General features: G+C 64.6%; 18 protein-coding genes. 17 read left to right on the forward strand and 1 reads right to left on the reverse strand.

The window, feature by feature from the left end; translation table 11 throughout:
* Window positions 1-68: 68 nt before the first annotated feature.
* A complete protein-coding gene (locus ACFOSU_RS00470) occupies window positions 69-1,034 on the reverse strand; it encodes a LysR substrate-binding domain-containing protein (protein ID WP_380685337.1) in 966 nt (321 codons plus the stop codon).
* Window positions 1,035-1,204: 170 nt separating this feature from the next.
* Between ACFOSU_RS00470 and ACFOSU_RS00475 the strand changes: the two genes are divergently transcribed.
* From ACFOSU_RS00475 to ACFOSU_RS00555, 17 genes are all read left to right on the forward strand, one after another.
* Window positions 1,205-2,356 carry an acyl-CoA dehydrogenase family protein gene (locus ACFOSU_RS00475; protein ID WP_380685340.1) on the forward strand — a complete coding sequence of 384 codons (1,152 nt, stop codon included), beginning with the start codon at window positions 1,205-1,207 and terminating at the stop codon, window positions 2,354-2,356.
* Complete coding sequence (locus tag ACFOSU_RS00480) at window positions 2,353-3,414, forward strand: acyl-CoA dehydrogenase family protein (RefSeq protein ID WP_380685342.1); 1,062 nt, start codon at window positions 2,353-2,355, stop codon at window positions 3,412-3,414. The genes ACFOSU_RS00475 and ACFOSU_RS00480 overlap by 4 nt, the downstream gene beginning before the upstream one ends.
* A 78-nt stretch (window positions 3,415-3,492) precedes the next feature.
* The gene (locus tag ACFOSU_RS00485; protein ID WP_380685345.1) at window positions 3,493-4,287 is read left to right on the forward strand and encodes an SDR family oxidoreductase; all 795 of its coding nucleotides are present in this window, start codon (window positions 3,493-3,495) and stop codon (window positions 4,285-4,287) included.
* A gap of 157 nt (window positions 4,288-4,444) precedes the next feature.
* Complete coding sequence (locus ACFOSU_RS00490) at window positions 4,445-6,565, forward strand: acetate--CoA ligase family protein (protein WP_380685347.1); 2,121 nt, start codon at window positions 4,445-4,447, stop codon at window positions 6,563-6,565.
* Between the two features lie 77 nt (window positions 6,566-6,642).
* Complete coding sequence (locus ACFOSU_RS00495; RefSeq protein ID WP_380685349.1) at window positions 6,643-7,380, forward strand: enoyl-CoA hydratase/isomerase family protein; 738 nt, start codon at window positions 6,643-6,645, stop codon at window positions 7,378-7,380.
* Between the two features lie 58 nt (window positions 7,381-7,438).
* Entirely contained in the window at window positions 7,439-9,091 is a 1,653-nt protein-coding gene (locus ACFOSU_RS00500; RefSeq protein ID WP_380685351.1) for an ABC transporter substrate-binding protein, read from the forward strand.
* A gap of 78 nt (window positions 9,092-9,169) precedes the next feature.
* Window positions 9,170-10,108 (forward strand): ABC transporter permease, encoded by a 939-nt coding sequence (locus tag ACFOSU_RS00505; RefSeq protein ID WP_380685353.1) that lies wholly within the window; start codon window positions 9,170-9,172, stop codon window positions 10,106-10,108.
* Window positions 10,109-10,110: 2 nt separating this feature from the next.
* Entirely contained in the window at window positions 10,111-11,043 is a 933-nt protein-coding gene (locus tag ACFOSU_RS00510; protein ID WP_380685355.1) for an ABC transporter permease, read from the forward strand.
* A gap of 3 nt (window positions 11,044-11,046) precedes the next feature.
* A complete protein-coding gene (locus ACFOSU_RS00515; protein ID WP_380685357.1) occupies window positions 11,047-12,096 on the forward strand; it encodes an ABC transporter ATP-binding protein in 1,050 nt (349 codons plus the stop codon).
* 38 nt (window positions 12,097-12,134) lie between these two features.
* Window positions 12,135-13,223, forward strand: a complete 1,089-nt coding sequence (locus ACFOSU_RS00520) for an ABC transporter ATP-binding protein (RefSeq protein ID WP_380686424.1) — start codon at window positions 12,135-12,137, stop codon at window positions 13,221-13,223.
* A gap of 15 nt (window positions 13,224-13,238) precedes the next feature.
* Entirely contained in the window at window positions 13,239-14,507 is a 1,269-nt protein-coding gene (locus ACFOSU_RS00525) for a CaiB/BaiF CoA transferase family protein (protein WP_380685359.1), read from the forward strand.
* 127 nt (window positions 14,508-14,634) lie between these two features.
* Complete coding sequence (locus ACFOSU_RS00530; RefSeq protein ID WP_380685361.1) at window positions 14,635-15,423, forward strand: enoyl-CoA hydratase/isomerase family protein; 789 nt, start codon at window positions 14,635-14,637, stop codon at window positions 15,421-15,423.
* 8 nt (window positions 15,424-15,431) lie between these two features.
* The gene (locus ACFOSU_RS00535) at window positions 15,432-16,619 is read left to right on the forward strand and encodes an MFS transporter (RefSeq protein WP_380685363.1); all 1,188 of its coding nucleotides are present in this window, start codon (window positions 15,432-15,434) and stop codon (window positions 16,617-16,619) included.
* 10 nt (window positions 16,620-16,629) lie between these two features.
* On the forward strand, window positions 16,630-17,046 hold the full coding sequence (locus ACFOSU_RS00540) for a nuclear transport factor 2 family protein (protein WP_380685365.1): 417 nt from the start codon (window positions 16,630-16,632) through the stop codon (window positions 17,044-17,046).
* 50 nt (window positions 17,047-17,096) lie between these two features.
* Window positions 17,097-18,089 carry a TRAP transporter substrate-binding protein DctP gene (gene dctP, locus ACFOSU_RS00545; protein WP_380685367.1) on the forward strand — a complete coding sequence of 331 codons (993 nt, stop codon included), beginning with the start codon at window positions 17,097-17,099 and terminating at the stop codon, window positions 18,087-18,089.
* Between the two features lie 12 nt (window positions 18,090-18,101).
* A complete protein-coding gene (locus ACFOSU_RS00550; RefSeq protein ID WP_380685369.1) occupies window positions 18,102-18,656 on the forward strand; it encodes a TRAP transporter small permease in 555 nt (184 codons plus the stop codon).
* Window positions 18,653-19,969 (forward strand): TRAP transporter large permease, encoded by a 1,317-nt coding sequence (locus ACFOSU_RS00555; RefSeq protein WP_380685371.1) that lies wholly within the window; start codon window positions 18,653-18,655, stop codon window positions 19,967-19,969. Before ACFOSU_RS00550 ends, ACFOSU_RS00555 begins: the two co-directional genes overlap by 4 nt.
* Window positions 19,970-19,989 lie beyond the last annotated feature (20 nt).

The following is a 19,989-nucleotide window of genomic DNA, read 5'->3' on the forward strand; positions in this document are numbered from 1 at the left end:
CGGCGTGTCAGAAAAACCGACGTATGCCGGGATGGGTCGGTTTACTGCCGCACTGGGGCTGAGCTCGGTTACTTGCCGTTATTCAGCGTCAGCGCCTGGGCGGTATCGAAGGTGGACGGGGTGAAATCGATGCCGAAGCCGGCGACGGTGTCGCGGGCCTCTTTTTCGATCCAGTCGCAAACCAGGGTGACGTGGTCATCCGCGCAGCGCTCGCGTGAGCGGCTGATCCAGATATCGGCGGATCGACGCAGCGCGGTACTGAAAGGCATCACCAGTTTTCCGCTGGCCAGTTCGTTTTCGACGAGCAGGCGCTGCGCCATCGCCACGCCCAGCCCCTGGGTCGCGGCCTGATTGGCCAGGCCGGATTCCTTGAACGTGAGTTCCTGATGCGCGTGCAGATCCTGCGCATTCATGATCTCGAGCCAGCTGGGCCAGTCCAGTCGCCGGTAGCGCGAGCGAAGCAGGGTGTGCTGGGCGAGATTCTCCACCGGCGGCAGGGCATGGGGGCCGCGGGTCAGCGACGGGCTGCAGACGGGGAGAATGATATCCGGAAGAATCGCTTTTCCGCATTCGCCGTGGGGCTGCTCGTGCCCGTATTTGATGGTGATATCGGCGTGCGCGGCTTCGAATTCGTCAGGTTTGGAGGCAGTGATCAGGTTGAGGTTGATTTCGGGATGTTCGCTGCGGAAATGTCCCATCCTCGGAATCAGCCACTGCATGATGAATCCGGGATAGGTACAGAGGTTGACCGCGGTATCGCCCTTGGCGGAGAGCAGGCGGGCACCGTCGTTGAGCATGTCCAGCGCGGCGCTGACCGATGGCAGCAGGGCCACACCGTCTGCCGTGAGCTCGATTATGTTGGCGTGCCGGATGAACAGCGACTTGGAAAAATAATTTTCCAGAACAATAACTTGGCGACTCACCGCGGCCGGTGTGACGTTCAGTTCCGCGGCCGCCTGGGTAAAGCTGCCGCAACGAGCGGCGGCTTCGAAGTTGCGTAGCGGGTTGAGTGGTGGCAGCCGGCGTTTGCTCATTGATGCAGCATAACAAAAAGTTTGGGTAGGTTGATTTATTGCCGCTTTCGCCGTCTCTGAAGACGTGGCTATAGTCGGGACGTCGTCGCAGCACAGTGCAGAAAAAAGCACGGCGCGACGCGCTCCCTGCCGGATCGCCGGCCGGGGTCAAGTCGGAGGAGATACCGATAATGAATTCGTTCCGTTTCGATCCGGTCGAACTGCCGGACAGTGCCCTGTCGTTTCGTCACGCGGCCCGTTCTTTTCTGGCCGACGAGCTGGCGCACGAACGTTTTACGCCGCATCGCAATTCCTGGGGCACTTACGACGCGGATTTCAGTCGGCGCTGTGGCCAGCATGGCTTCATCGGCATGCATTGGCCCGAGCGTTACGGCGGTCACGAGGCCAGCGCGCTGGATCGCTTTGTAGTGATCGAGGAAATGCTGGCGGCCGGTGCCCCCATGGGCGCGCACTGGGTGGCCGATCGTCAGAGTGGCAACAACATTCTCGCCAACGGCTCGGAGGCCGCGCGCGAAAAGATATTGCCGCAGATCGCGGCCGGCGAATGTTTTTTCGCCATCGGCATGAGCGAGCCCAACTCCGGTTCCGATCTGGCGTCGGTAGGCATGCGGGCCACGCGCGCCGACGGCGGCTGGCTGCTCAACGGCACCAAGATATGGACCAGCAATGCCCATCAGGCGCACTACCTGATTGCCCTGGCGCGCAGTGAGCCGCTCGGCGAGGACCGCCATGCGGGCCTGACCCAGTTCATCGTCAATCTGCGTGAAAGCGAGGGCATCACCACCCGCCCGATCTACAACCTCTATAACAGTCACGATTTCAACGAGGTGTTCTTCGACGACGTGTTCGTCGCCGACGACATGCTCATCGGCGAGGAAGGCCGCGGTTGGCAGATGGTGACCGGCGAGCTCGCCTTCGAACGCAGTGGCCCGGATCGCATTCTCAGTACATACCAATTGTTGCGCCAGCTCGTCGACGCGGTGGCAAGAAAGGCCGAGAGCCGTGACCGGATCGCGGTCGGTCGCCTGATCGCGCACCTCGTGACGCTGCGGCAGATGTCGCTGTCGGTGGCCGGCATGCTCGAACGCGGCGAGTCGCCCGAACTCGAGGCGGCGGCGGTCAAGGATGTCGGCACGGCCTTCGAGCAGGAGATTCCGGAAATCGCGCGTCTGCTGGTCGACGTCGCGCCCTCGCTGGATAACGGCAATCCCTACGCCGAGGCGTTGGGTAAGGGGATGCTCTCGGCGCCGTCCTTCTCCATTCGGGGCGGCACGCGCGAAATATTGCGCGGCATTATCGCAAAAGGGTTGGGCCTACGATGAACGATATCCGTGACATGATGCTGGACTCGGCGGGGCGTCTGTTCTCCGACCGGGTGGACCGCGAACTCTGGCAGGCGAGCGAGGACGGCGGTTTCTCCGACGACGCCTGGCATGCCGTGGCCGAGATGGGTCTGGCGGGCATGCTGCTCGAGGAAGACGAGGGTGGCGCCGGTCTGGCCGTCACCGACGGTCTGTCGCTGGCCGAACTCGCCGGCTATCACGCCTTGCCGCTGCCCCTGGCCGAAACCTTCGTCGGCATGCGGCTGCTTGCAGACCGTATCGACGTCTCCGGCGAGGAAATCATCGCCCTGGCAGGGGAACACAATATCGTCGACGCCCGTCTCGAAGCCGCGGACGACGGCTGGACACTGACCGGCGAACTGCAGCGGATCGCCTGGGGCCGGCATGCGCACTATGTGCTCCTGGATATGCCGGCGCGCGACGGTGACATGCGCCGGGTCGTGATCAAGGCGGATCGCCTGGACTGGCGGCCGGATGTCAGCCTGGCCGGGGAGGCGCGCGACAGTGCGTCGCTCGACGGCCTGGAACTGACCGCGGATGCGGTGACGGCCAAGACCATGACCGGGCCGAGTATCACCGAGTGGGGTGCGCTGCTGCGTTCGCTGCAGATGGCGGGTGCGATGCGTCGGGCGCTGGATCTGGCCGTCGAGCACGCCAACGAGCGCAAGCAGTTCGGCCGCCCGATTGCCAAGTTCCAGGCGGTCCAGCAACAGCTGGCGGCGATGGCCGGCCAGGTCGCCGCTGCCGGTGCCGCAGCAGCCGCGGCCGCCCGTGCGACCGACGGCGAGGAGCCCGGTTTCATGATCGCGGTGGCCAAGGCGCGGGTGGGCGAAGCCGCCGGCATGGCGGCTGCCGTCGCCCATCAGGTGCATGCGGCGATGGGTTTTACCCGCGAACACACCCTGCATTACTACACCCGTCGTCTATGGTCGTGGCGCGATGAGTTCGGCACCGAGCCGTACTGGCAGGATCGGATCGGCCAACGCATCTGCGCCACCGGTGGCGATGGCATGTGGCCTTTTCTCAGTGATCTTTGAATACATGACTTTTCAACGCGTCGGCCGGCAACAGCACCAGGCCGGCCTGAGCAGAATCTGTCCGCACGGAGATCAGCCATGAAACCCATGCTTGCCTCGGATACGTTTGCCGGCCGCGTCGCGCTGGTCACCGGCGGTGGCAGCGGCATCGGCTACGAGATCGCCAAGACATTGGGCCTGCTGGGGGCGAAGGTCGTCATCGGCAGTCGGCGTCAGGAGGTGATCGATCAGGCCGCTACCGAACTGCGTGCGCTCGGCGCCGAGGCGATCGGCCTGCGCGTCGATGTACGCGACCCCGAACAGGTTGAGGCGTTCGTGGACGGCGCCGAGGCCGAATACGGCCGTATCGACATGCTGGTCAATTCCGCGGCCGGCAATTTCCGGGTCAAGGCCGAGGAGATGTCGGTCAATGCCTGGCGGGCCGTGGTGTCGATCGTGCTCGACGGCACCTGGTACTGCAGCCAGATCGCCGGCAGGAAAATGATCGCGGCCGGTGGTGGGTCGATCCTCAACATCGGCACCGTGGGCGGTTTTCACGGCGGGCCGCTGGCGGTGCATTCGGCCAGCGCCAAGGCAGGCGTGCTGGCGATGACCCGAACGCTGGCGGTCGAGTGGGGGCAGCACAATATCCGGGTCAACCTGGTGACGCCGGGATCCACGGCGGATACCGGCGCCGTGGCCCAGCTGTTTCCCACCGAGGCTGACCGCGAGCGAATTCTGCGCGGGGTCCCGCGCGGCCGTCTGGCCGAACGCATCGAGATTGCCAACGCGGTGGCGTACCTGCTCAGCGACTACGCGGATTTCATCACCGGCGAGAACCTGGTCATCGACGGCGGTCGCTGGCTTGGCAAGGGCCACCTTGAGAACAGGTGATTTGCGATCGTAGCGCACAGGTCGAGCGGTCGGGAACAGCTTTACAGGAACGAGGTTTTCTATGCAGCAAGCGGGCCGAAACAATGCAGTCAGCGCAAGTCAGCAATTCACGCACGCACCGGGCGAAGACATCACTGTCGACGCCGGTGGACCGCGTATGAACGACACCGATTCGGGTCGTCCCCTGGCGCGTATGTTCCGGCCGCGCTCGGTCGCGCTGGTGGGCGCCTCCGGGCGTGCCGACAGCGCGATGGCGCGACCCATGCGTTATCTGGCCGAGCACGGGTTTCAGGGCGAGATCTACCCGGTCAACCCCAACTACGACGAACTGGGCGGCAAGCCCTGCTATGCCTCGCTCAAGAGCGTGCCGGCGCCGGTGGATCTGGTGATGGTCATGGTGCCCGCGGCCCAGGCGGCCCAGACCATACGGGATGCCGGTGCCGCGGGCGCAGTGGCAGCGATCGTTTTCGCATCCGGATTTGCCGAGACCGGCGCCACCGGCGCGGCGCTCCAGGATGAACTGGTGGCAGCCGGTCGCGAGGCCGGTGTGCGGGTGCTGGGGCCCAATTGTCAGGGAGTGCTCTTTACTCCCATTGGCCTGTCGGCGACCTTCACGGCCGCGGCCGACCGCCCGCTGGTATTCAAGCGCGGCGGCGGCGCCTATGTCGGCCAGAGCGGCGCGGTCGGCGGCTCGATTCTGGATCTGTCGATGGAAATGGGCCTGGGCCTGACCGCCTGGGTCAGCACCGGCAATCAGGCCGATCTCGAACTCTACGAGGTCGCCGACGAACTGCTGGAAGAGCCGGAAGTGCGTTTTCTGATGCTCTATGTGGAATCGATCGGCGATGGTCATGTCTACGAGCGCCTGGCACGCAAGGCCCAGGAACTCGCCAAGCCGATCGTGCTGCTGCAGAGCGGCCGTTCCGAGGCCGGGCGTCGCGCGGCGGCCTCGCACACCGGCGCGATGCTCAGCGAAAGCATCGCCTTCACGCTGGTATCGCAGAAATACGGTGTGACGCTGGTCAACGACATCAGCGAACTGCTCTCGGTCGCGGCGGTGCTGTCGGCCACCCCGGTGGTTGCGGGCCGGCGTATGGGCGTGGTGACCACCTCGGGCGGCGCCGGCAGCCTGGCGGCCGATCAGTGCGAGGCCCATGCCATCACGCTGCCCGAACTGGGCGAGCCGACGCAGGCCCTGCTGGCGCCGATGATTCCCGCATTCGGGGCGTTGGCCAATCCGGTCGACGTGACCGCGCAGTTGTTCAATCAGAGCGGCAATCCCTTCGGGCGCGTCTGCCAGATCGTCGCCGACGACCCGGCCATCGACGCCGTGGCTGTCTTGCTGACCATGGTTACCGGCAAGGCGGGTGCGGAACTGGCCGACGGCATCGTCGAGACTGCCGCCGCCCTGTCCAAGCCGGTGCTGGTGGCCTGGCTGGCCGGCCGGGAACTCACCGAAGAAGGTCGCCAGATATTCCGGGCCGCCGGTGTGCCGGTCTTTCATTCCGTGGGTGAACTCACCCGCGCCGCCGCGCTGATCATGCCGGCGGCGCCGGCTGAACCGTCGCCGGGAGAGCCGGCGTCGGTCGGCGAGGTGGATTTGCCGCCACTGGGCGATCTGCTCGCCTCGGCCGGCGCCGACGGCGGTCAGGCCCTGCTCGACGCGATCGGTATTCGCCGACCGGCATCGGCGCTGGTTACGGATGGCGCGCAGGCGCAGCAGGCGGTGGCGGCGATGCAATCGGCCGCCGCGATGAAACTGCAGGCCGGCACGCTGGCGCATAAATCGGATGTCGGCGGCGTGCGCCTGAGCGTGAACGCCGACCAGGCGGCCGCGGTCTTCGACGAGCTGATGGCCGCGGCGGTCCACCACGGTGTCGACGCCGACGGCGTGCTGGTGCAGGAAATGATAGCGCCGGGCGTCGAACTGATTGTTGCCACCACCGCCGCCAGAGACGGTTTTCCGCCGGTGATCACGGTGGGTTTCGGCGGCATCACCACTGAAATCTATCGCGACGTGGCCTCGGGGCTGGCACCGGTGGCGCCCGATGAGGCCTATCGGATGCTGCGCAGTCTTCGTGCGTGGCCGCTGCTGGCCGGTTATCGCGGCGCGGTCGCATGCGACGTCGAGGCCGTGGTCGACGCCGTGGTGCGCGTCAGCCACGTGGCGGTCGCGGCCGGCGAGCAGTTGGCCGAATTCGAAATCAATCCGTTGATCGTGGCGGCGCGTGGCGAAGGCGTCACCGCGGTCGACGTGCTGGTACAGCTGGCGCCGTAGCGCGTTGGTGCGAGAAAAACAATGAATCCGACGCCGTGTGTCGGTCAATCGAAACAGGATCAGAGAGGAGCATATTCATGGGACAGATAAACCTGGAGCGAAAGGACGGTGTGGCGTTGCTCACGGTCGATTCGGTCGAAGTCAAGAACGGTCTTACCCCCGAGATGGGGCGACAGCTCGCGGATTTCTGCGAGGAGATCGATGCCGATGATTCGATCGGCGCGGCCGTGGTGCGCGGCGCCGGCGGCACGTTCTGCTCGGGCGCCGATCGGCGCCGCTGGCAGCCGGGCGCCGATCAGGCCGAGGAGACGACCTACAAGGAAGCGGGCCAGGTCTACGGTGCGTTCATGCGGGTCGGCGCGTTGAAGGTGCCGACCATTGCCGCGGTACGCGGTGCGGCGGTGGGTGCGGGCATCAATCTGATGCTGGCGACCGACCTGCGCATCGTTGCCGACAACGCCCGCATCATGTCCGGCTTTCTGCGTATCGGCCTGCACCCCGGCGGCGGCTATTTCACTATTTCCGGGCGTACCGCCGGCCGTGAGGCCACCGCGGCGATGGGTCTGTTCAGCGAGGAGATCGATGGCCGCCGCGCGCAGGAGATCGGTCTGGCCTGGCGTTCGCTGGCCGACGACGAGGTCGAGGATTTCGCGATGGAACTGGCGAAGAAACCGGCCAAGGACCCGGCCCTGGCGCGCGAGGCCGTGCGGTCGTTCCGTACCGAGCTGGGTCCCCCGGGGATCGGCTGGGAAGCTGCGCTGCAGTTCGAGCGTGCCACGCAGATGTGGTCACAGCGGCGTCGCAACAAGTCATGAGCAGTGAATCAGGGCCTGTTTCCAGGTCTTAGATCAACAAGGAGTGCGGAGGAGGCTTATGAATACAATAATTAGAAAGCTTGGTTGGTTATCCGGTAGCGCGGCGTTGGTGCTGCTGCTGGCCATGGTCGCGGGTTGTGGAAGTAACGACAGTGACACGGCCCAGTCCGCCGACAATTCCGGCAGCGGCGCTGCGGCGGATTCGGGCGATCAGAAGGTGGCGGAGGTCAAGGAACCCCGCTGCCCGGAGATGACCGACGGCATCGACAAGTCGCAGACGTTCACCTGGATGTACAGCGTCGGCAATACCAGTTTTGATCCGGACAAGATCACTACCAACAACAGCCAGATGTATCTGTTTCCGATCTACGACAGCCTTGTCTACATGGACGACTCGGGCAAGCCGCAGCCGATGCTGGCGACGTCGTGGACACTCTCCGACGAGGGCAAGACGCTCGAGTTGAAACTGCGCGATGGCTGGAGCTATCACGACGGCACCGCTTTCGACGCGGCGTCGGTCAAGGCCAACATCGAGCGTTCGAAGACGCTGCCGGGGTCGTTCAACGCCAATTCGCTGGCGTCGGTGAAGTCGGTGGAAGTGGTGGATCCGCACACCGTGCGTATTCATACCGACGGCGGCGCCGGTGCCCTGGTTGGCGTGCTCGGCGGTTCGGCCGGCATGATGATGAGCCCGGCGGCCTTCGACAAGAAGGGCGAGGACATCAAGCCCACCGGTGGTTCGGGACCGTATCGGATGGCCAGCTATCAGCCGGGTAATCGAGTCGAGTACACCGCGGTGAAGGATTACTGGGACCCGGACGCCCAGAACGTGGCCAAGATGGTGTTTCTCATCTCCGGCGACGACAACGCGCGTCTGAATGCCGTGATCACGGGTGCCGCCGACTCCACCTTCCTGCGGGCGAGCATGTACGAGCCCGCCAAGAAGGCCGACCTCGTGGTATGCCAGCGGCCCAGCCTGTCGAGCTACAACATCAAGCTCAACACCAAACGCTCGAAGTTCGGCGACAAGCGGGTGCGCAAGGCGATCAGCTATGCGATCAACCGCAAGGCCGTCCAGCAGGTCACGGACGGGTTCTGCGAGCCGTCGATCCAGCTGTTCCCGTCGTCGTATTTCGCCTCCAATCCGGATCTCGACAAGGGTGAACTCTACGACCCGGACAAGGCCAAGCAGTTGTTGAAGGAGGCCGGCCTTGCCGATGGCTTCTCGTTCGATCTTGAGGTGATCAATCTGTCGCTATACCAGCAGATCGCCGAGATCGTGCAATACAACCTGGCCCAGGTCGGCATCAAGATGTCGATCACGCCCAAGAGTATCGGCCTGTTGTCCGAGGATTTCTCGGTCAAGAAGTCGGCTGATGCGGTCCTCGAGGAACAGAAGGCGTCATCCGATCCCAGCATTCTGACCTCGGAATACTATCTGGCCGATGGCTTCTCCAATCCCGGCGGTTACACCACCGACGAGATCACGCGCTTGAACGCCGAGGCCATGAACAGCGCGGACGCCGAGAAACGCGGGCCGATCTACGCAAAACTGTTCAAGGCGGTGGCCGACGAGGCCTATCCCAATATCACCCTGTGTCATCTGACGACGCCGTTCACGATGAACAAAAAGGTGGTGGGTCTGAATATCCACACCGATGGAGCTCGAGAGTTCCGCGGCGTCGGTATCGATCCGGGTCGCAGCAAGTAATCGACCGGTGCCGGCCAGCGCGGGGCATTGTCCCCGCGCTGGCTCGCCGATGCCGATTCATCGGACAGAGCGTGTTTCATGCTTAAGATATTCCTGTCGCGTGTGGCCGCAGCGATCCCCTTGCTGGCGATCATCAGTTTTCTGATATTCAGTCTCATCGTGCTGATTCCGGGCGACCCGGCGATCAGCCTGGCGGGGCAGAATCCGACGCCCGAGCAGATCGCGGCGATCCGCGAAAGCCTCGGGCTCAACGAGCCGTTTCTGGTGCGCTACTGGCACTGGATAAGCGGCGTATTACATGGCGATCTCGGCCATTCGCTGTTCAGCAGCCAGACCGTGTGGGTCGATATCACCGCACGACTGCCGACCACGATTTCGCTGGTTGGTCTGTGCATGGTGATCGCGCTGGTGCTGGGCGTGGCCATGGGTTCGATTGCCGGGCTGCGTCCCGGTACCTGGGTCGATCGCAGTGCCACGGTACTTGCCAGTATCGGCGTCGCGGTGCCGTATTTCTGGGTCGGCATGCTGCTGATCATGCTGCTGTCGGTGGATCTGCCCTGGTTCCCGTCGGTGGGTTATGTGCCGCTGACCGAGGATCCACTGGAGTGGCTGCGGCATCTGACGCTGCCGGCGTTCGCATTATCGCTGACGCCGTCGGCGATCATCGCCCGGCAGACCCGGGCCTCGCTGGTGACCGTGATGTCCGAGGACTACATCCGCACCGCGCGTGCCAAGGGGCTCAGGCCGGCGCGGGTAGTGATGAAGCATGCGCTCAAGAACGCGGCGTTGCCGGTGATCACCGTCTTCGGCATCGAGATGAGCCGACTGCTGGGCAGCACGGTGGTCATCGAACAGCTGTTCTCGCTGCCCGGCATCGGCAAGCTTGCCTACGACGCGGTCTTCAACCGGGATTTCCCGATCGTGCAGGGCGTGGTGCTGGTGGCGGCCGCGATGGTGATCGTGATCAACATACTGGTGGACGTCTCCTATGCCTATTTCAATCCGAGGGTGCGCTGATCATGAATAGCAGCCACACAGGATCGACACAGTCCGGCCCGGCGGCGCCGAAGACGGCCGCCACAACGTCGGGCCGCGGATCGGGTCGTGAAACATCGTTGCACCGCTTCACCCGACGCTTCTGTGCGAACCGGATCGCGCTCGCGGCGCTGATCGTGCTCGTTCTCATGGTTCTGGGCGCGATCGCGGCACCGCTGCTCGCGCCCTACAGCCCCGATGCCATCGACGTGGTCAACCGCCTGTCCGGGCCGTCGATGTCGCACTGGCTGGGCACCGACTCGCTCGGGCGCGACACCTTGAGCCGCATCATCTACGCCGGCCGCGCGTCGCTGTTCGCGGCCACGTTCGCGGTCACCGTTGCCGTGATCCTGGGCGTGCCGTCCGGGCTGGTGGCCGGTTATTTCGGCGGCTGGGTGGACTGGCTGCTCGGCCGTACGGCCGACGTGCTGATGACGTTTCCGGCCCTGATTCTGGCGGTGGCCATCATCGCCTCGACCGGGCCGGGCTTGATCAAGGCGATGAGCGCTATCGGCCTGGTCTATGCGCCGAGGCTGTTTCGCGTGGTGCGCAGTGCCGCGCTGTCGGTGCGGGCGGAGACCTATATCGAGGCCTCGGTGAGCATCGGCACGCCCGCCGTCAACATCATCTTCCGGCGCGTGCTGCCCAACATCCTGTCGCCGCTGCTGGTGCAGATCTCGTTGCTACTGGCGTCGGCCTTGCTGGCCGAAGCCGCCCTGAGTCTGCTCGGCCTGGGCGTGATTCCGCCCACCCCCAGCTGGGGCAACATGCTCGGCCGCGGTTTTCCCGAAATCCGCTCTACCCCAGGGCTGGTGTTCTGGCCGGGGCTGGCGATCGCGATCGCGACGCTGTCATTCAACCTGCTCGGCGACGGCCTGCGCGATGCGCTGGGCCGCGAAGTACGGAAAGGAGATTGACGCATGTCATCGATTGAATCCGCGCATGACGAACGGACACGGTCGCCCGCGGCGGCCGCGAGCAAGGACAGGCTGCTGGATGTCGACGGCCTGTCCATCGACTTCGCCACCGATCACGGCTGGGCCAACGTGGTCAACGATGTTTCCTTCGATATCGGTCACCATGAAATTCTGGGGCTGGTGGGCGAGTCCGGCTCCGGCAAGACCGTCACCGGTCTGTCGATTCTCGGCCTCGTGCCCATGCCGCCCGGGCGGCTGTCGGGCGGCCACGTCTGGTTCGAAGGACAGGATCTGCTGACGCTGCCCGAGCGCGCACGACGCGATATTCGCGGCAACGACATCTCCATGATCTTCCAGGAGCCGATGACCAGCCTCAATCCGGCCTTCACCATCGGCGACCAGATCAGCGAAACCGTGCTGCGCCATCGCGGCGGTAGTCGCCGCGCGGCCAAGCGTCGTGCCATCGAAGTGCTCGATCTGGTCGGCATCCCCAAGGCCGTCAAGCGTGTCGATGACTATCCGCATGAGTTCTCCGGCGGCATGCGCCAGCGCGCCATGATCGCGATGGCGTTGAGCTGCGAGCCCAAACTGCTGCTCGCCGACGAGCCGACCACCGCGCTCGACGTGACCATTCAGGCCCAGATTCTGGAGTTGCTGGCGTCGATGCGCGACGAGATCGGCATGTCGATTCTGATGATCACCCACGATCTGGGCGTGGTTGCCGAGATCTGTGACCGCGTGGTGGTCATGTACGCCGGCCAGGTGGTCGAGCGCGCGCCGGCGATCGAGCTGTTCGAAACACCGGACATGCCCTACACCGACGGTCTGCTCAAGGCGATGCCGCAGCTCGGCCCGGCCACCGGCAAGCTCGCCTCGATTCCGGGGCATACGCCCGAGCCGTGGAACATGCCGGTGGGCTGTCGTTTTCATCCGCGCTGTCCCTACGGCGAGTCCAAATGCACCCAGAGCCCGATCGAGCTTCGGCAGACCGGGCCCGAGCAGATGAGCCGCTGCGTGCGCAGCGGTGAAATCGATTTGCGAGGTATATCGTGAGCGGCGAACCAGTAAACAGGACCACGCAGGGGCAGGGCATGGCGCTGCTCGAGGTCGAGCGGTTGCAGGTGACGTTTCGCAAGCACACGCTGTTCGGCGGCCGCCGGGTGGTACGGGCGGTCAACGACGTCAGCCTGCATATCGCTCCGGGCGAGACCCTGGGGCTGGTGGGCGAATCCGGCTCGGGTAAATCGACCACCGGACGCGCCATTCTCAAGCTCGTGCCGATCGAATCGGGCACTGTGCGGATCGAGGGGCAGGACATCGCGTCGGTGCGCGGCAAGGCGTTGCGCACGATCCGCTCGCAGATGCAGATGGTCTTCCAGGACCCGTATTCCTCGCTCGACCCGTCGTCGACCATCGGTGCCAGCATCAGCGAGCCGCTGCGCGTGCATCGGGCCATGACGCGTGCCCAGATGCGCGAGCGCGTCGAGGAGCTGCTCGAGCTGGTCGGGCTGCGGCCCAGCCACGCCGACCGCTATCCCTATGAATTCTCCGGCGGCCAGCGCCAGCGCGTGGTCATCGCCCGCGCACTGGCGCTCAATCCGCGTCTGATCGTCTGCGACGAGGCCGTGTCGGCGCTCGATGTGTCGACCCAGAATCAGGTCATCAACCTGCTCGAGGATATCCGCGAGAAGCTGTCGCTGTCCTATCTGTTCATCGCCCACGACCTGGCGGTGGTACGGCATATCTCGCACCGGGTGGCAGTGATGTATCTCGGCCATATCGTCGAGTCCGGGCCAACCCAGCGCCTGTATCAATCGCCGGCGCATCCCTATACGCAGGCGCTGCTGTCGGCCATTCCCGTGCCCAATCCGCGCAAGCGCGATCAGGCCCGGCGGATGGTGTTGCAGGGCAGTATTCCCGATCCGTCGAATCCGCCGTCGGGCTGCCCGTTTCATACCCGCTGTCCCTACGCGATGGATGTCTGCGGCCAAAGCATGCCGCAGATGACGCCCATCGACGGCGGCGGCGAGGTGGCCTGTCATCTGCAGACCTCGGGGCCGACCTTAGGTGGCCGTTGCCTGGATGAGCTGACCCCACCGGCGCGACAGACCGAGGTTCTCGAAACGACGACTGCTCGGCCCGACGCCGTCATCAAGTGCGTCTCGACGCAACCTGCATAACCCGGGAGCTCGTTCATGCAAGGACCGTACGCCGATATCACCGTGGTCGAATTCGGGCAGTTCGTGGTCGCGCCGTTCTGTGCCCAGATGCTCGCCGATGCGGGTGCAAGGGTGATCAAGGTCGAACCGCCGACCGGTGACTCGTACCGCTCATGGGCCGATCAGCTCGCCCCCGGCGAGACCCGTCCGTTTCTGATCAAGAATCGGGGCAAGGAAAGCATCGCCATCAATCTGGGTCATCCCGAGGCGGCGCCGGTGGTGCGTGCCCTGATCGAGATTGCGGATGTAGTGCTCGTCAATCTCAGCCCGGCCGCGATCAAACGCCGCGGGCTCGACTACGACGCGGTTGCCGCGATCAACCCCAAAGTCATCTACGGCGCGGTGACGGCCTACGGCCAGGTCGGACCGGAGGCGCCGCTGCCGGGCATGGACGTGGTGGTGCAGGCGCGCTCGGGATTGATGAGCTCGCTCGCCGCCGAGCAGGAGGGGCTGGCTTTTCATAGCGAGGTCCAGGTTGCGGACTACACCGCCGCCATGCTGCTGTTCGGCGGTATCGGCGCCGCGCTCTATGCCCGCGAGCGCAGCGGCGTGGGGCAGTGCGTGCAGACCTCGCTGCTGGGCGGCGCGCTCGCGATTCAGAACAACGCGCTGGCCCATGTCTACGGCCACGACGAATGGCGGCACGAGTTCGTGGACGCGCAGCTGCCCGCTCTGCGCAAGCAACGCGCGACGCACGACGAGGTCGAACAGGTCCGGCGTGATCTGCGCCCGGACCCGCCGACCCACACCGCCCATTACGGCGTGTTCGCCACCGCCGATGGCAGCATTGCGCTGGGCGCCGGCAGCGCGCCGGCTCGACGGCGTCTGGCCGCGGCGACCGGTATCGCCGCTGCGATTGCCGACGCCGACCCGATGGAGTTCGGCGCCCAGCTCAAGACGTTGCTGGTCGAACGCAGCAGTGCCGACTGGGTCGCCCTGATGCGCGAAAACGAAGTGCCGGTGGCCGAGGTGCGGCATGTGGATGAGTTGTTCTTCGATCCGCACGTCGAGGCCGAGGGCATTCTCACCGATTACGAACACGAAACGGCGGGCCGGTATCGGGCTTTGGCGACACCGATCCGCATGAGTGCGACACCGTTCAATCTGGCCCGTGCCGCGTCACCGTGTTTTGCCGCGCATACGCGGCCCATTCTCTCCGAACTGGGATTCGATGCGGCCGCGCTCGAACAATTGTGCGAGGCCGGCGCGGTGGTCGCAGCCGACCGGCCGAAACCGGAGGGATAGGTTCTGGTGCCGCCGTGGGCTGCGATGGCGCATCGCGGCCGCGCGATCACGCTTTCAACGGGCTTGAGCGCCAGCGCCGACCGGGCCGTTTGGTCAACGATTTCATACACCGCCAGTGGAGATTGCCATGTCGAACACCCCCAACGGACTGAGCATCGAGGTCGTCGACCGTATTGCCAAGGTCACGCTCGATCGCCCGGATCGGCTCAACGCGCTCAGCTCGGGCCTGATCTGCGATCTGATCGAGGCCTTCGACCGGTTCAGCGCGGACGACGACGTCTGGGCCGTACTCATCACCGGCAGCGGCTCGCGCGCGTTCTCCGCCGGCATCGACCTCAAGGAAATGAACGAGGCCGATCAGTCACAGCGGGCGCCGACGCTGCCCATGCGCGGCGTGCAGCGCAACGTGTTCGAGGTGATTCTCGAATGCAGCAAACCGGTGGTGGCCGCGCTTAACGGGGTCGCGGTCGGCGGCGGCTGTGAAGTCGCGCTGGCCTGCGATATCCGGATCGCCGCCCATCACGCGCGCATCGGCCTGCCCGAAGCCAAGCGCGGTCTCGGTTCCAATTTCGGCTGTCAACTGCTGCCGCGGCTGATTCCGCGCGGTATCGCCTACGAACTGCTGTACACCGGCGAGCTGATCAGCGCGGAACAGGCCCAGCGCTGGGGCCTGGTCAACCGGGTCGTGCCCGGCGATGCGCTGGCCGAGGAGGCGATGAATTTCTGTCGCCAGCTGGTGGCGAACGCACCGCTCACGCTGCGTCGCTACAAGGCGATGATCGGCAAGGGCGGGGAGTTGCCACTGGCCGCCGCACTGCGGCTGCACGTCGGGCCCAATCCCTATCACAGCGAGGATCGCGCGGAAGGCGTGGCGGCGTTTCTGGAGAAGCGGGAACCGGTCTGGCAGGCCAAGTGACGAACGCCTTGCCATCTGACGCGCCGACCGCGTTGCTCCGGCCGAGCGCCGGCGCGGTGGGTGTCGCCACGTTCACGGTGCTGCCGCTGTTTCTGGTTGGCGCGCTGGGCATTCAGCTGAGCGCGGATATCGGCGTGCCGGTGAGCGCGCTCGGCATTGCCTCGGCGGCCTTCTTCGGCTCGGGTGCGCTGGCCTCGTATTTTGCCGGCCGCGTCGCCACGGCCTATGGCGTGCGTACGACCATGCGCGCCTCGCTGGTGCTGGTGATCATGGTCCTGCTGTTTCTGGCGGTCGGCGTGCATTCTCTTGCCGGTCTGGTGGTGATCCTCGCGCTGGGCGGCATGGGCAATGCGCTGGCGCAACCGTCGGTGAATCTCTATCTGGCCGAACGCATAGATCGCCATCGCCAGGGCACCGCCTACGGGATCAAGCAGTCCGCCATTCCCGTGGCCGGCATGCTGGCCGGGCTGGCGGTGCCGATCATCGGCTTGACGGTCGGCTGGCGCTGGGCGTTCGCGTTGTTCGCACTCCCGGCGGTCTTGCTGGCGATCTATACGCCGAACGCCCGGCTGGCCGTGCGTTCGACGCAGGCGGCTGCGCCGGCGTTACGGCTGCCGCGCAAGGCGCTGATGGTCATTTCGACCGGGTCGGGGCTGGGCATGGCCGCCGGCAGTTCCCTGAGTATCTTTCTGGTGCCGGGCGCGGTCGTCGCCGGCTGGAGTCCGGGGCAGGCCGGCGTCGTATTCGCCGGGGCCAGCATCGTGGGTGTGTCCGGTCGACTTCTGTCCGGCGTGCTCGCCGACCGGCGTGATGAAAAACATCTGCAGGCGATCGCGCTCATGCTGGTTGCCGGTGCCATCGGCTTTCTCGCCCTGGCGCTTTCTCATCAGTGGCTGTATGTGGTCGGCGCCTCGATCGCGTTCGGTTTCGGCTGGGGCTGGACCGGACTGCTGATCCATGCGGTGGTACAGCTCAGCCCCGCGGACCCGGCCGCATCGACCGGCCTGGTCCAGGTCGGCACGTCGTCGGGGGCGGTGATCGGCCCGTTGATATTCGGATTCATTGTCGAGCATTTTTCCTACCGCGTGGCCTGGGGCGCGGCCGGGCTCGAGTTGCTGCTGGGAAGCGCCATCCTGCTGGTGGCAGCCGCGCTCACCCGCAGCACGCTTTCACCCACGTTGGCATCCACTCGCTAGGGGTTCGTCCATGAACAAGCATCATGATCTGGTCAGCCGGTATTTTCATGCCTGCAGCCATCTGTCGGCGGCCGAGATCGCCGCCTATTTCTGTAGCGACGCCGTCGTGTACGACACCAATCACAGGCCGGTTACGGGCGCGGAGACGATCGGCGCGTTCTATGTGAAGGTGCGCGACCAATGGGACGGCGCGAGCTGGCATGTGGATACGTTCATCGACGGTGTGTCGGTCGCGGCCAGTGAATGGACGATGCTCGTGCGCACCGATGGCAGCAAAAAGGCCGTGCGCGGCTCGGAGCACTACCGCTTTCGCGATGGCCTTATCGAGCAGATACGCCAGTACTGGACCTACAACCCAGACGATATCGCCACGGCTCTCAAGGATTACCCGTATGAGGAGGATGCTCGCTTCACGAGCGAAAAATAGTACTGAATCAAAGTGTTGCATTACAAGAATAGCGATTCGAGGAGAGAGAAATGTTCAACAGAAACACTCTGGCCCTGATGGCAGTCGCCTGTTCGGCAGCGTTGCTGCCCTGTGCGTCGGCCGTGGCGGAAAACTGGAACGCCTACACGTATATCAACACCCCGGTGATGACCGCGGGCTCGATGATGCAGAAGATCACCCAGCAGGTGACCGAGCAGACCGACGGCGACCTGACCGTGCGAATGCATTTCGGCGGTTCCTTGCCGATACAGGCCACCAACATCACCCAGTCGGTGAGCCGCGGTGGCACGATCCAGTTGGCTGACGACGGTTTTCCGTATGGCAACGTCCCGATCGCCGGCATTCTCAATCTGCCGTTGCTGCTGACCAGCGAAGCGGACTTCGACAAGGCGGTCGACGTCATGCGGCCCGCGCTGGAAAAGGCGTTCGCGGCGCGGGGCATCCAGATTCTGGCGATCTACCATTATCCGCAACAGGTGGCCTGGTCCAGCAAGAAACTGACGTCGCTGGCCGATATGGCCGGCAGCAAGATGCGCGTGTCATCGCCGCAGCAGGCGGCCTTCGTGCGCGCCTTCGGTGGCACTCCGGTCACCATCGGCACGCCGGAGGTGGCACCGGCGTTGCAACGGGGCGTGGTCGACGGTGTGTTCACCGCAAGTTCGGGCGGTGCGCGCACCTGGAAGGACCTGCTCAACTACAGCTATCGCCTGGGCCCGAACTATTTCGCGTCATTTGTTCTCGTCAACAAGAAAGCCTTCGATGCGCTCGATCCGAAACTCCAGAAGACGCTGGAGAGTGTCGTGCAGAAGAATGCCGACTGGGGTACCACGCAGATGCGCAAGGAGGAACAGACCCTCACCGACGAGATGCAGTCCGAGGGTATGACCGTGACCGCGGCCAGCGCCGAGGACACGCAGCAGGGCGTCGAGAAGATGTCGTCCTACTGGGAGGAGTGGGCCAGCGACCAGGGAGCGCCCACTCAGGCGCTTCTCAAGAAAGTTCGCGCCGCGATCGACAAGTAGGGCGCACCGGGCATGCAAGGCGCAACCGACGGGCGCGATCGTCAACGGCGCGCGATCGCGAGCCTCTGTCTTGCCGTCGAAAAACTGATCGCGGGGGCCTGTGCGATTGCATGTGCCCTCGCGCTGACGGTGATGGCGGTGGGCATCGTGGCCGAGATCGTGGCGCGTAACGTGTTCGATTATTCGTTTCTGAGTGTCGACGAGGTGTCCGGCTATCTGCTGGTCGCCGTCATATTTCTGGGACTGGCAGTGGCCGTTCACGACAACGCCCTGTTTCGGGTGGAGATCCTGACCGAGCGCCTGTCGGCCTCGAAGGCGCGAATGCTTGATTGGCTACTGTCGCTGGTGTTCATCGGCTTTGTGCTGGTTCTGGACTACCAGTGTTTCCAGCTGGCCATGGACTCCCTGAACGGCAGCTACAGCGCACCGACCCTGCTGGGCACGCCGCTGTATATTCCCCAGCTGCTGATGCCGATCGGGTTGAGTGCGACGGCGTTGATTCTGGTGCTGAGAGTAGTGCGGCTGTCGATTGCGCGATCGGACCCGCAACCGGAGGTAGGACGATGAGTCTGATCGTCGAGGCCCTTTTCCTGTTCGGCGCCTTTCTTGTGTTGCTGCTGCTGGGCGTCTGGGTGCCGCTGGCCATCGGCTTGGCCGGGCTGTTCAACCTGTGGCTGACCAGCGGCTTTGGCAGTTTTCAGGGCATGGCGCTGGCGCTCTGGGGCGGCACGAACAGTTTTACCTTGACCGCGATACCGCTGTTCATCCTGATGGCCGAGTTTCTGCTGCAGGCAGGGCTGAGCTTTCGGGTATACCGCGGGCTCGCCCGTCTGGTGAAGCGATTGCCGGGTGGGCTGCTGCAGACCAATATCGTGGGCTGCGCGATATTCGCGGCCATAACCGGCTCGAGCGTGGCCACGGCGGCCAGTATCGGCACGGTCGGTATTCCGGAGTTGCTCAAGCGCGATTACGACCGCAGTCTGTCGGTCGGCACGATCGCCGCCGGCGGCACTCTGGGTATTCTGATCCCGCCCAGCATTGCCATGATCATCTATGGCTCCTTCACCAATCTTTCGGTCGCCAAACTGTTCATGGCGGGGCTGCTGCCGGGTATCGTGCTGGCGCTGCTGTTCATGCTCTATGTCGGCGTGCGCGCCCTCATCAACCCGGCGCTGGCGCCCAGTGGCGATGAGCCGGGTGAAATCGAAGCGGGCGATCAAGGCGTTCTCGCCACGCTCAATGATCTGTTGCCGTTCGCGGTGCTGATCGGTCTGGTGCTGGGTTCACTCTACTTCGGCTATGCCACACCCACCGAATCGGCGGCGCTGGGCTGTGTGCTCAGCGCGATCATCGCGTGGACCTGGGGCGACATGAATCGAGCGGTTCTGACGCGTGTCTTTCGCCGTACGATCAGTGTCAGCGCCTCCATCCTGGCGATCGTGTTCGCGGCCTATATCTTTTCCTACAGCGTCAGCCTGTCGGGGCTGGGGAGTGACGTGGCGACCTGGCTTGGCGGGCTGGAACTGAGCCGGCTCGAGTTCATCATCCTGCTGTTCGTGTTCTACACGCTGCTCGGTTGTCTGGTGGACAGCATCAGCATGATCGTGATGACGATCCCGGTGCTGTACCCGGTGCTCGGCGTGTACGGCTTCGACGGCATCTGGTTCGGCGTGATTCTGGTGCTGCTGATAGAACTCGGACAAATCACGCCGCCGATGGGGCTCAATCTGTTTGTCATCCAGGGGGTCTGGGACGGACGCCTGGGCGAGATCGTGCGTGGTGTCCTGCCGTTCTACGGCCTGATCATCCTGATGATTCTGATCGTGACCCTGCTGCCCAGCCTTGCCCTGTGGTTGCCGTCACACATGACCGTGCGCTGACAGTTCTGATCGTAGAGGAG

The sequence above is a fragment of the Salinisphaera aquimarina genome, from assembly GCF_042643355.1.
Taxonomy (GTDB): Bacteria; Pseudomonadota; Gammaproteobacteria; order Nevskiales; family Salinisphaeraceae; genus Salinisphaera; species Salinisphaera aquimarina.